Annotated in this window: 9 protein-coding genes; 5 read left to right on the forward strand and 4 right to left on the reverse strand. The window is 70.3% G+C overall.

The genetic code is table 11. The features are described from left to right. Positions 1-21 precede the first annotated feature (21 nt). Positions 22-1134: a threonine aldolase family protein gene (locus ACFY7E_RS30635; protein ID WP_389490555.1), complete on the forward strand. Its 1113-nt coding sequence runs from the start codon at positions 22-24 to the stop codon at positions 1132-1134. A 79-nt stretch (positions 1135-1213) separates the two neighbouring features. On the opposite strand, the gene ACFY7E_RS30640 is transcribed toward ACFY7E_RS30635, so the two are convergent. After that, a complete protein-coding gene (locus ACFY7E_RS30640) occupies positions 1214-4366 on the reverse strand; it encodes an amino acid adenylation domain-containing protein (RefSeq protein ID WP_389490557.1) in 3153 nt (1050 codons plus the stop codon). 563 nt (positions 4367-4929) lie between these two features. Here ACFY7E_RS30640 and ACFY7E_RS30645 point away from each other — a divergent pair. Genes ACFY7E_RS30645 through ACFY7E_RS30660 form a run of 4 tightly spaced genes read left to right on the forward strand, consistent with a single transcriptional unit; the run spans position 4930 to position 8698 of the window. Beyond that, positions 4930-5595: a hypothetical protein gene (locus tag ACFY7E_RS30645; protein WP_389490559.1), complete on the forward strand. Its 666-nt coding sequence runs from the start codon at positions 4930-4932 to the stop codon at positions 5593-5595. A gap of 35 nt (positions 5596-5630) precedes the next feature. After that, positions 5631-6872, forward strand: a complete 1242-nt coding sequence (locus tag ACFY7E_RS30650; RefSeq protein WP_389490561.1) for an FAD-dependent oxidoreductase — start codon at positions 5631-5633, stop codon at positions 6870-6872. Between the two features lie 10 nt (positions 6873-6882). Then, entirely contained in the window at positions 6883-7683 is an 801-nt protein-coding gene (locus ACFY7E_RS30655) for a HisA/HisF-related TIM barrel protein (protein ID WP_389490564.1), read from the forward strand. A gap of 10 nt (positions 7684-7693) precedes the next feature. Then, positions 7694-8698 (forward strand): zinc-dependent alcohol dehydrogenase family protein, encoded by a 1005-nt coding sequence (locus ACFY7E_RS30660; protein WP_389490567.1) that lies wholly within the window; start codon positions 7694-7696, stop codon positions 8696-8698. A 30-nt stretch (positions 8699-8728) separates the two neighbouring features. On the opposite strand, the gene ACFY7E_RS30665 is transcribed toward ACFY7E_RS30660, so the two are convergent. From ACFY7E_RS30665 to ACFY7E_RS30675, 3 genes are read right to left on the reverse strand one after another with little or no spacing between them, the layout of a single operon-like run. Then, complete coding sequence (locus ACFY7E_RS30665) at positions 8729-9598, reverse strand: arylamine N-acetyltransferase (protein ID WP_389490569.1); 870 nt, start codon at positions 9596-9598, stop codon at positions 8729-8731. Then, a complete protein-coding gene (locus tag ACFY7E_RS30670) occupies positions 9595-10971 on the reverse strand; it encodes an amidase family protein (protein WP_389490572.1) in 1377 nt (458 codons plus the stop codon). The genes ACFY7E_RS30665 and ACFY7E_RS30670 overlap by 4 nt, the downstream gene beginning before the upstream one ends. Further along, positions 10968-12266 carry an aspartate aminotransferase family protein gene (locus tag ACFY7E_RS30675; protein WP_389490574.1) on the reverse strand — a complete coding sequence of 433 codons (1299 nt, stop codon included), beginning with the start codon at positions 12264-12266 and terminating at the stop codon, positions 10968-10970. Before ACFY7E_RS30675 ends, ACFY7E_RS30670 begins: the two co-directional genes overlap by 4 nt. Between the last annotated feature and the right edge of the window lie 65 nt (positions 12267-12331).

Raw genomic sequence — 12331 nt, forward strand, 5'->3', positions numbered from 1 at the left:
AGGCAGGCCTCACCGCTCTGCGTGACGTCATCCCTGCGACCTTCGTCGCTCCCCACCGATGCGATCCTGCGTCACGACCCCGGACGGCGCGACTTCACGAGTGACAACTGCTCGGGAGCCCACCCGGAGGTCTTCTCCGCACTGCTCCTTGCGAACGGGGGACACCAGAAGGCCTACGGAAAGGACGGCTACACCGCCCGTCTGAAGGACACCTTCCGTCGTCATTTCGGACCCGTCGCCGAAGTTTTTCCGGTCTTCAACGGCACCGGAGCGAACGTCGTCGCGCTGCAGGCCGTCACCAGCCGATGGGGCGCGGTCGTCTGTGCCGAGCGGGCCCACGTGAACCAGGAGGAGGGAGGGGGACCGGAGCACGTCGCGGGACTGAAGTTGCTGGGGGTCCCCTCCACGGACGGGAAGATCGGGTCCCGGGCGGTGGAAGCCGTGCTGCAGGCGTCGGCGGACGAGCACAGCGCTCGGCCGCAGGTTCTTTCCCTGACGCAGGCCACGGAATTGGGAACCTGCTACACCCCGGAGGAGGTCCGCGATCTCGCCGCGCGCGCCCACGCGCACGGCCTCACCGTCCACATGGACGGGGCACGCCTCGCGAACGCGGCCGCGTCCCTGGGCGTCCCCCTGTCGGCCTGCACGACGGACGCGGGGGTGGACATCCTGTCCTTCGGCGGTACCAAGAACGGTCTCCTCTTCGGTGAGTGCGTGGTAGTCCTCGACCCGTCCCGTGTCTCGGGCACGGCCCGCCTGCGCAAGCGCACCACGCAGCTCGCCTCCAAGATGCGCTTCCTCTCCGTCCAGTTCGAGGCGCTCCTCGGCGGAGACCTGTGGCACCGCAACGCGGCTCACGCGAATGCCATGGCGAGACTGCTGGGCTCTCTCCTCGCACGGGTGGAAGGAGTGACAGTCGTCCGGCCGGTCGAGGCCAACGCTGTGTTCGTCATTTTCTCCGGAGCCGTTCCGGCCGCACTCTCCGGACGGTATGACCTGCGCCCCGACGAAAACAACCGGAACGAAGTGCGCCTGATGTGTTCGTTCGACACCACGGAAGAGGACGTCCGGGACTTCGCCGCAGCGGCGGCGCGGGCGGTTGATGTGCGTGAGAAGGGTTCCCACCGGCCTTAGGGCCGGGAACGGCTGCCGGGCGGGGAATCCGCCCGGCAACCGGCGCAAAAGGCGTCCGTCGGACGGCGGGGGCCGGGCGTCACCCGGCCGGCTCCCTCCCGCGGCCCTCGTCCTCGTCCGGCGTCGTGAGGGCGGGAAGAAGACCGGCCCCCCTCAGGAACTGGAGGTTGGTGTCGATCAGCCGCGCGTCGACGGGCGGGCAGACGATACCGCTTCCGGTGAGCGCGTCCTCGGTATTGTCCCGGCCGAAACGTGGAAACGTGCCGGCGAAGTACATCTCCGCGATCGAGAGGGTGGAGCGACGGGCCGGTTCGGTGAACATCGGAACGTACGGGGCCAGGGGGTGCTCAGGATCGCGGGCCGTCAGCTCGGCCATGTGCCGGGTCCAGGTGGAGTAGGGCTGCTCCCGGACGCGGTAACCCATGGCACGCAGGCGTTCCACCAGCAGGTGCAGCAATGCGGGGCGGGGGTTGGCGAGGTGGTGGACACGGCCCTCGCAGGGCTGGTGGGTGAGGATGTGGACGATGGCGGCCGCGGTGTAGTCCACCGGGACGAAGTCCAGTAGCAGAGGGACGTCCGGGGCCGTTCCGGTTTCCGCCACGGTGCGGAAGAGCGCACACATCATGGTGTCGGTGTTCCACGTGCCGCTGTCCGTGGCACCCGTGATCTCGTGGGGCCGGTGAATGGTGACCGGAAGTCCGCGCCGCGCCGCCAGGGAGACGAGGCGTTCTGCGACCCATTTGGTCTCGGTGTAGCCCTGGGAGAGCAGTTCTGGATGGGCCAGAGGGGTGTCCTCGTCCACCCGCCGTACACCGGCGAGTCCGGAACCGGCGATGACGCTCATGCTGGAGACGTGGTGCACGGCCTTGAGCCGCCGTTCCGTCGCCAGGGCCAGGACGGTCCGGGTCCCCCCGACGTTCGCGGCGGACAGGGCCTCGTACGGGTAGGCGAAGTTGACCTGGGCGCCGTTGTGGAGGACGACCTCCACCTCCTGGGCGAGGTCGTCCCAGGTCCCGTCGTCCAGCCCGAAACGCGGCAGGCCCAGATCGCCGGGCACCACCGCGACGCGGTCCGCCCAGCGGTCGGGGTCGAGGCCGTAGTGCCGCAGTCGGCCCCGCAGACGGGCGAGGGCCTCGGCGCCGTCACGAGCGCGCACGAGACAGTGGACGCGCCGGACGCCGGACGCGGCGAGGCGGTCGAGGAGGTGGACCCCAAGGAAGCCGGTCGCTCCCGTCAGCAGCACGGAACGAGGGACCCTCTTCTCGTGGCGTTCCGTCGGGACGCCGTCGGCGGCGGGCGCGTCGAACCGCAGGGCCGGGGCCGGAACGGCCTCGGCGGCCAAGTCGACCGGGACGTCGTGGGCGGCTTCGCCGGGCGAATGACGCAGCTCGGACGCCCGCTCCGTGAACGCTGCCAGAGTGGGGTTGTCGAGGAGGACCCGGACGAGGGTCCGGGTGAAGGCCGACCGGATGCCGAGACGCTCACGGACGACCGCGGCGATCCGGGTCGCCTGGAGCGAGGTACCGCCCAGGGCGAGGAAGTCGTCCCGGCGCCCGACGCCGTCGACGCGGAGGAAACGGCGCCAGACCTCGGCGACAACCTCCTCGTCCTCTCCCCGGGGGCCTTCGGCGGTTCCCACCGGTTCCCGGGCCGCGTCGTCCGTGAGTTCCCGCAGTCGGCCCCGGTCGACCTTGCCGCTGCTGTTGAGAGGGAGTTCGGATACGGGGACGACGCGCGCGGGCCGCATGTGCGGCGGCAACCGCTCGCGCAGGTACTCGCCGAGTTCCCCGGCCAGGCCGTCGTCCTGCTCCGGTGTAGGCACGACGGCGGCGGCCAGGTGCTGCGAGGCGCCCTCCCCCAGGACGCCGACGACGGACTCGTTGACCTGCGGGTGGTCGGTGAGGGTGGTCTCGACCTCGTCGAGTTCGACCCGGAAGCCGCGGATCTTGACCTGCCTGTCCCGGCGCCCGTGGAACTCGATGACCCCGTCCGTCCGCCATTCGGCCAGATCTCCCGTGCGGTACAGACGACGTCCCGGGCCGGGACGGAACCGGTCGGGGACGAAGGCCGCCGCCGTCCTGGCGCGGTCGCCGAGATATCCGAGTGCCACGCCATCACCACCGACCCACAGTTCACCGACCTCCCCAGGCCCGGCAGGGGTGCCGTCGTCCCGTACGACATAGGCGGTGGAGGCAGCCACCGGCCGGCCGATAGGGACGCCATGGGCTTCTGGGGCGAGTGAGTCGATGACGTGCGTGGTGGAGAACACGGAGTTCTCGGTGGGGCCGTAGCCGTTCAGGAAGAGGGCGGGGGTCCCATGCTCCAGTACGGCTCTCACGGTTGAAGGGTTGAGAACGTCACCGCCCGCGATCAGGCACCGCAGATTCGAGAACATCCCGGGACGCTGTTCGGCGTGCAGGTGGAAGAGGCCGGCGCTGAGCCACATCACGGTAATCCCGCGGTCGCCGAGCAGCTGTTCTAGGGCGGCCGGGTCGAGGAGGGTCTCGGGGTCGGGCAGGACCAGGGCGGCGCCGTTCAGCAGCGGGGCGAACAGTTCGAAGCAGGAGACGTCGAAGGTCAGATTGGTAGTGGCGAGCAGACGGTCGGCCGGTGTCAGCCGGAGGACCTCGGTTCCGCGCACCAGGCGGACGGGGCCCCGATGCGCACAGACGACGCCTTTGGGCTTGCCGGTCGAACCGGACGTGTAGACGACGTAGGCCGCATCGGTGGCGCGCCGTCGCGCTGTCCGGTTCCCGGCCGGACCGGGACCTTCCCGTGACGTGAGTTCGGTGACGGTCATCCGGTCGAATTCCCCGGCCGGCCCGGTGCGCGGTTCCGTGTCGGCGGTGACGACCGTGCGGACGCCCGCGTCGCGCAGGATCGAGGAGAGACGGTCGGCGGGGTGCGAGGGGTCCAGCGGCAGGTATACCGCGCCGGCCTCAAGGACGGCGAACACGGCCGCGACGGCCTCCGGGGAGCGGGACAGGAGGAGCGCGACGCGGTCTCCGTCCCCCACTCCGCGTGCCCGCAGACGTGCCGCGCCGCGCCGCACGCGATCCAGCAGCTCGCCGTAGTCCCAGACTCCTCCCTCCCACAGCACCGCGGGAGAGCGAGGACGGAGCTGAGCCTGCTCCTCGAACAGTCCGGGAATCAGCGCGTCCCGGGGGTAATCGGTGGTGGTGTCGTTCCACCGCCGGACGGAGTCCGGCAGTTGGACAGGGGTCTGGACCATACGGCGCCTCGATGACTGGACGTGGAGGGGCGGTTGCCGGCGGCTGTGTCCGACCTGGGACGAAGCAAAACGGAAATGCACGATCCCATGGGTGCCGGATGCTTGCACGGCGATTCTGTTGGGGCCCACCGCCTACCCGGGTATCGCTATCCGATTCACTCCGCCGGAAAAAAATCCCAGGTCCTTTCGCCTCTCTCGGCGCATGGAAAACATGTGCAACAGTGGTTAACCCGCGATTCGTTCAGCAGGGTCCTGGAAGAGATTCACCCCTCTTGTCTGGGCGGTCGGGCCGGTGGGGTCGGCCCTCCTCTCCGAAAGATCCAAAATCGTTGCGACGAGTTAATAGAATCTTGATGACCCCCTTGCCCATCCCTTTGGTTCGTGTAGTAATGAAGGTGGCCCCGGCGGGTCGTGGCGTGGGCTGGCGGAGATCGTCAACCACTTATCCGGCCCTTTTTCAGCCGTAGCGCGCCGTTTATCTCCATGTGCTCGCGCGAATCTTGCGGGCATCCTCCGGTCGACCCGGAGGAAATTTAAAACGAGCCAAAAAAGGACGAGGTTGCATGCCCGACATCATTCCTTCGGACGCCAGGGAGCTCGCGCGATGTCTCGAGGAGCAGCGCAAGCGCGCTCCTGTGGGCAACGCCCTTCTCGACGCACTCGGTGACCGCAACCGGGCGCCGGAGCTGTTCCGGCGCCTGGTCGGCACAGAGGCTCAGTGCCACCGTGCCGAGCTGGCCGCCTACGGGACCATGCTGGCGCGCTTCCCGCTCCGTCCGGCCGCCGATCTGTTCATCGGCCTCTCCCGTCTGGTCTACGACGCCCAGCCGAAACTGAGCAAGTGCGCCGAAGCTCTCGGAATGTCCGACCCCTTCGAAAGGTTCTGGCCCGAGGGCCGCGAAACCTACGCTTTCAACGGAACGCTCAGTTGGGTGGCGAGCAGGGGGAGCCAGGCCTCTTTCGCGCTCTCGTCCTACACGGACATGGTGGTGTACTTCTCCGGTTGCGCATCCCTCGTGCAACAGGTGCGGGAGCTGAGGATCAACGCTCCCGCGGAGTTCGTCGAGTATTACGAGGGCGGCGCGTCGGGTGAGCTGACCGAGCTGGCGCTCGATGTCGTCCAGGACGGCCTGGACCGTGGCGACGATCCACAGGAGGCGTTGTTTCACGCTCGCCTGCTGGAAGAATCGATCGGCGACTTCTGGAAGTCCGCCGCGAACGAGTCCTGAAAAGGAACCCTTCCTCCTGCGAACTGAGGGAACAAATGCGTGTCGCTATAGCCGGGGCGGGCATGGCAGGACTGGCTGCCGCGTGGCTTCTGGAGGAGTCGCACGATGTCCTCCTCCTGGAGGAGCGGAAAACTCCGGGAGGAAATCTCCGCACGTTCTTCCCGCCTGATCCGGTGCACGTGCCCGAAGCCGTGGAATTAGGGGTGCGGGCAGTCCCCTCGGGCCCGCACTCCCTGGTCGCGCGGCTCTCCGGGGCGCTCGGCCTGGATCGCGGGCAATGGCTGCCCCTCCCTTCCGGACGCCTCCTCCTGAGCGACCGCGGGGAGGCGGACGGCTCCCGCTGTACCGCTTCCCCGTTCGCCCCGGTGCGCCGCGAGGAGGCGGTGCGGGCGGCAGCCCTCCTGGCGGAGCAGGCGCACCACTGGAAGAACGAACGACTCGGCTGGGAGGTACCGCTGCGGGAGATGGTCGAGGACTTCGACCTGCCCCGGCGGGTGAAGGAGGTGGCGGTGTACTCCCTGCCGGCCGCGACCTTCGGCTGCACCCTGGAGCAGGCCGGTCTGTTGTCGGCCCGTGCCGTGGGGGAGCTGTGGGCCGAGGATCCCGCCGCGCCGGCCCCGGTGAGCTGCCGGCTGCGCGGCGGCATGCATTCGCTCGCCCAGCACTTGGTCTCGCGGTCGTCCCGCGTCCAACTGGCTCTTGGCACCGCCCTGCGGATGGTCCACCGGCACGGAGGGAAACCGGAGCTGACCGACACGAATGGGCGCCGGTACCGGGTGGACGCCCTCGTCCTCGCCGTGCCCGCCGACGAGGCCGCACGAATCCTGTCCCCACACTTCGGCCCCCTGCGAGCGCGGCTGGCGTCCTACGCCTACCGCCCCCTCCTCTACCAGGTGCACCGGGACGCCTGCCACATGCCCGTGGACCGCGACACCTGGGCGCCCTCGACCGTCACCGTCCACGGCCCCTGGGCGGAGACCACGGACTGGTACCCCACGAAGAACGGCGACCTGTTCGTCAGCCAGGTGACCCACAGGAAACCCCGCCCCCGCACCCCCCTCGCCTCGGCGGGCTTCCGGACGGTGCAACCGACTCCCGGCATGCTGAAAGCACAGAGGGAACTCCTGCGCTCCCAGGGGGACGGCGGCATCTTCCTCGCCGGTCACGTCACCACACCCGTCAACACCCTCGAAAACGCCCTCGGCAGCGCCATCGCGGTCGCCCGCCAGTTGGCCCCCCGGAGCAGGCGACTCGCCCAGCTCCTCGACGACACGTGAAAGGTCTCCCATGTCCCGGCCCGTCTTCCATGACCAGCACTCCCACATAGGCGATCTGGTCATCCCCTGCATCGACGTCTCCCATGGCCGTGCCACAGAGCCGAGCGGCATTCCCCATCTGACCGATCCCGGCGACGTCCTGGCCATCGCCGAGGCGTACGCCTCCGGCAGCGCGCAGAAGCTCTTCCTCGACGTGTTCGACCCCTGGGACGCCGTCGACTATCTCCCCGGCCTGCTGCGCGACCTCAGCACGACCGGGATGAGCCTGCTGGTTTCCGTGGGCCACGGTGACATCCCGTCCGCGGTGCACGCCGGCGGACTCCTGGAGGCAGGAGCCGACGTCCTCTCCGTCAGCACCGCCCTGATCGAGAAGCCGGACACCGTGACCCAGGTCGCCGAGGCGTATGGTGCCCACCGCCTCATGGGCGTCGTCAACTGCCGGTCCGCCGGGCCAGGCCAGTGGCAGGTCTACGTCCACGACGGCGAACGGAGCACCGGACGCGACGCCGCGGACGTCGCCCGGCAGCTCGCCGAACTGAACGTGGCCGCCATCCTCGCCAACAACATCGACCGGGAGGGCACCGGAGCCGGCTTCGACCTGGAGCTGGTCCGGGCCGTCGCCACCGCCTCGGGCCTCCCTGTCATAGCGTCGGGCGGCTGCGGCAGTCTCGACCACCTCCAGGAGGCCCTCGGCGCGGGGGACTCCACCTACGTCCTGGTCAACGCCATGGTCCACCGGGGCACCCACAGCGTCCGGGAAATCCGCGACCACCTCCTCGCCCATTCTTCCTTCCGTACCGGTCTCGGCTAGGAGCCCGGCCGTGCGACAGATCGTCTTCGCCCACTACGGCGATCCCGCCGACGTGCTGGTCCTCGCCCACCGTCCGGTTCCGGAACCCGGCCCCCGCCAGGTGCGCGTGCGCATGCGCGCCCGGCCCGTCAACCCTTCGGACCTCCTCCTGGTGGAGGGCCGTTACGGGAGGCCCGCCTCCTTCGTCCCGGGAGTCCACCCCGACGGCGTCCACGCGGCGGCCCCCGTCGGGTTCGAGGGAGTCGGCGTGGTCGACCGGGCCGGACCGGACGCGTGTCACCTGATGGGCACGCGCGTGGCCGTCTCAGCCCCGGGCACCTGGGCCGAGTACGTCGTCGCGGACCACCGGGACGCCCACCCCGTGCCCCCGGAGCTGAGCGACGACGCGGCCTGCCGGCTGACCGTCAACCCCGTCACCGCCAACCTCCTGCTCGAAAGCCTCGCCGTGGAGCCGGAAGACCTCGTCCTGTTCACCGCGGCCGCCTCCTCGGTCGCACGGATGATGATCCGTCTCGCCCACCTGAGAGGCGTACGCTGCATAGCCCTGGTACGTGACCGGCGTCATCGGCGGTCCCTCATGGAGACCGGTGCTTTCGCTGTCCTGCGCGAGGACGAACCCACCCTGGAACGGCAGCTTTCGGAGATCGCCGCCACCCGGGGCATCCGCGCCGTGGTGGACGCCGTCGGCGGCCCGGTCGCCGACCTGTCGCTCCGGGTCCTGCGTCCGCACGGCCGGTTCGTCAGTTACGGCCTCCTGTCCGGCCTGCCCGTCACCGTCCGCCCGGAGGACCTCCTGTTCCGCGGAATCACCATGACGGGTTTCTGGCTTCCCGAACGCCTGTCCCGGCTCACTCCCGGAGAGGTCGGTGACGTGATGGCGCGGGCCGCCGCCCAACTGGCCGACGGCACGATCGAGGTCCCCGAGGCTGAGACGTTCGACCTCTCGGATGTCCGGGCCGCCGTGCGACACAGTCGAAAGGCGGGACACCGCTCCAAGGCGATCCTGGTCGGCTGAGGCTCCGGCGGAGCGGATGTACGGTCGCCGTCACGGCGTCTCTTTCCCCTCCAGCGGGAGGGGAAAGAGACGCCGCGCGAGGTCGCTCAGCCGATCCGGGGGCAGACGGATGCCGAAGCACGCCAGATCCGCTTCGAGCGACATGCGAGTCAGCCTGCGCGTGTGCTGTACACCGGCCCGTATCTCCAGGAGGTCGAGTCCCCGCAGGTGCAGGCGCGTTTCGGGAGTGGTCAGCTGGAGCAGCGGAGTTTTGCGCAGCATCGAGCGCGGATGGGTGGCCAGGAAGTGGTGGGCGACGACGAAGTCCACGGGCTGCTGGGGTTCGAGGGTGAAGTGGTAGAGCGCCGTCCAGTCGTCCTCCTGGTACACCTCGACGGTCCAGAAGGGGGACGACAGAGTACGGATACGGAAGGTCTGGCCGAGCTGGTGGGACGTCGCGCCGTCGTACAGGGGCAACGGTTCGAGGAAGCCCCGGACACCGAACCCGACGTCGCACAGCCATGTGTGAGGGCCTCGCCGAACGCGCAGTGCCATGTGGGTGCGGGGGCGCGGTCCTTCGCCGCCCAGCCGCACGCGTGCGGCGATCCTGTCCACACGATAGCCCAGGCGCTCCAGGACGCAGCCGAACAACAGGTTGTGCTCGTGGCAGCAGCCGCCTCGTGAACCGCTCAGTTTGCGCAGGATCTCCGCGGAGCCGAGTCCGACCGGGACGTCGGCGACGAGGTCGAGGTTGTCGAACGGGATGGCGCCCACGTGCGCTCGGTGGAGGGCGCGCAGCCTCTCCGCGGGATCACCGGGGCCCAGGTCGCGCAGGCCGATCCGCCGCGCGTACACGCTCAGGTCCACTTCCTCGCAGTCCCAGGGGGAGGGCAGGCCGTCGTCGTACACGTCCGGAGTCACTCGTCCTCCCGTCCGGAAAGGAGGTCGGCCGCCCGTTCGGCGACGGCGAGCAGCGTCGTGTCCGCGCCCGGGGCGGCGTCCAGGAGCAGGCCCACCGGAAGACCGGTGGCGGTGCGGCCGGCCGGGACCGTTATGGACGGGCTCCCCGTCACGGCCGCCACCGCCGTGTTACGGATGTAGGTGAGGAAGGTGGACGCCTCGCCCGGGGGGAGGGTCAGGGTGGCGCGCACGTCCTTTCCGGGAGCCGGAAGCGTAGTCGTCGGCGCCAGCAGCACGTGCGCTCTCTCCCGTCTCCTCAGGGCGTCCAGCCGACTCGCCAGCAGTCGGGCGCGGTGTAGGGCCTCCTCGTAGGCGGTCCGGTCCGGCCCACCGCCTCCGAGCAGTGGCAGGACGAGTTCGCGGACATCCTCGCCCGACACCGCGCGCAGTACCTCGTCCGCCTCGGGCGCGCCGGGGTGGCGGGCGAGATAGGCCGCGAGGGCGCGGCGGGTCTCGCGCGCGGGGACGAGGGTCGCGCTCCGCAGCACGTCGTGCCAGGAGAAACCGGGCAGCGTGCGTTCGACCAGTTCCCAGCCTGCGGCACTCAGCCGTTCGCAGGCGGCCCGGCAGACCTGCTCGACCCGCGGGTCGAGGTCCTCCCAGAGAGGGGCGGGAAGCACGGCCCTGGGAACCCGGGAAGACGGCGTGTCGGTACAGGCCCGGGGACCGGCCAGAACCCGGTCGAGCAGGCGCGCGTCATGGACGTCGCGGGTCATCACGCCGACCGTGTCCCGGCTGGTGGAGACGCGCACCACCCCGTCCGCCGGGTAACGGCCCTGGGTGGGCCGGTACCCGACGATGCCGCAGAGCGCCGCCGGGATGCGGACGGAGCCCCCGGTGTCGGTGCCCAGACCCGCCGGCACGAGGCGCGCGGCGACGGCCGCGGCGGTCCCCGAACTGCTGCCGCCGGCCAGGTGGTCCGGTGCGGAGGGATTGAGCGCGGGCGGCCCCAGGGCGTGATGACCGGTCGTGCCATAGGCCAGCTCGTGCAGCGCGGTCTTTCCCGCCAGGGTGGCACCGGCCCGCGCGCAGCGCTCCCAGGCCGTGCTGGAGCGCGAGGGGAGGTGTTCCCGCAGGGCCGGAGTGCCTGCCGTGGTGGGCACACCCGCCACGTCGATGTTGTCCTTCACCGCGAGGAGCACACCGGACAGGAAGCCGTCGCGTCCGGCTTCGAGGCCGTGGAACGTCTCGTGGAGGTACGCGTTGAGGTGCGCGTGCTCATGGGTACGGGCGGCGAGGGCCTCACGGTAGGCGACGGGGGTGGTGCGGCCCGTCCGCAGGTGCGCGACGGCCTGTGCGAGCGTCCAGTCCGCCGGTTCGGACGGGCGGCTCACGGCGCGTCCCGGCGAGTGCGGACGGTGTCCTTCTCCAGTAGTTCCGGATGATGGACGGCGATGTAGGGGCGCAGGTCGTCGAGGGCGTTGCCGTAGGCGTCCACGAGGGCGTCCACGCTTTCCGGCGAGGTCGGCACGTGCTGGCACAACAGACCGTGCGGGGCGGTGAGGAAACCGGCGTGCAGGAGACGGAGGTGCAGCAACGACCGCAGCTCCGCCCTGCCTTCGCGGAGGCGGGCGGTGTCGGCGGCGTCGCGTGGGGGCGTGCTCCCGAAGTGGAAGTAGCTGAGGCCGCCCTCTCCCACCGACCGGCCCGCCACCCCCACCGAAGCGGCCGCCGCGTCCAGTCCCGCGCGCAGCCGGTGGCCCAGGAGGTCGAGGTGGGCGATCTCGTCCGCACCGAAGTGGTCGAGGGCGGCTGCTCCGGCGGCCAGGGAGAGGCTGTTCCCCCCGAAGGCGCTGGCGTGGTAGACGGGTTTAGAACCGGAGGGGTCGAAGAGGGCCATGACGTCCTCGCGTCCGCCGAAGACACCCAGGGGCAGCCCGCCTCCGACGATCTTGCTGTGGGTGGTCAGGTCGGGGACGACGCCGTGTTTGACCTGCCAGGGGCCGAGCCGGAGAGTGGCGCACTCGTCGAGTACGAGCAGGGCACCCGTCTCCCGGGTGAGACGCCGCAGTCCGGCGAGGTAACCGGGCGCCGAGGGAATGCCACCGCCGACACCGAGAACCGGTTCCACGACGACGGCGGCGACCTGCTCGCCCAGCCGGCGCAGGACCGCCGCGGCGACGGAGAGGTCGTTGTACGGTATCGCCACGACGTCGACGGCGGTCGACAGGGCGACACCGGACGCCAGTCGCGCCTCGGACGCCCCCGCGAGACGCGCCGGAGCGGTCCGGTGCGGGGCGAAGAAGGCGTTGACCTGTCCCCACTCGTGGGTCCCGTGGTAGCCGCCGTCGATCTTCACGATCAGGTCGCGGCCGGTGTACGCGCGCGCGGTACGGACCGCCCACATGGTCGCCTCCGTGCCGCTGTTGCAGTACCTGACGCGTTCCAGGGAGGGATTGAGGGCGCGCAGTCGTTCCGCGTGTTCGTACTGGAGCGGAACCGGACCGCCCGGTGCGGTGCCGCGGGCCATCTGTCCGGTGACGGCCGCCACCAGTGCCGGATGGTCGTGACCGTGGGCCAAGGCCCCGTAGTTGGCGATCATGTCCTCGTACCAGTGCCCGTCGGCGTCCTGGACCCGTGTGCCCTCTCCCCGTACCAGGAACAGGGGATAGGGGGCGAACCACGTCATCGAACGGGTGTCGCCACCGGGCAGCGAACGGGCTGCGCGGTGCGAAGCGGCGGCGGAGGCGGGGG

Origin of the sequence: Streptomyces sp. NPDC012825, assembly GCF_042900925.1 — a bacterium.
Classification (GTDB): Bacteria; Actinomycetota; Actinomycetes; order Streptomycetales; family Streptomycetaceae; genus Streptomyces.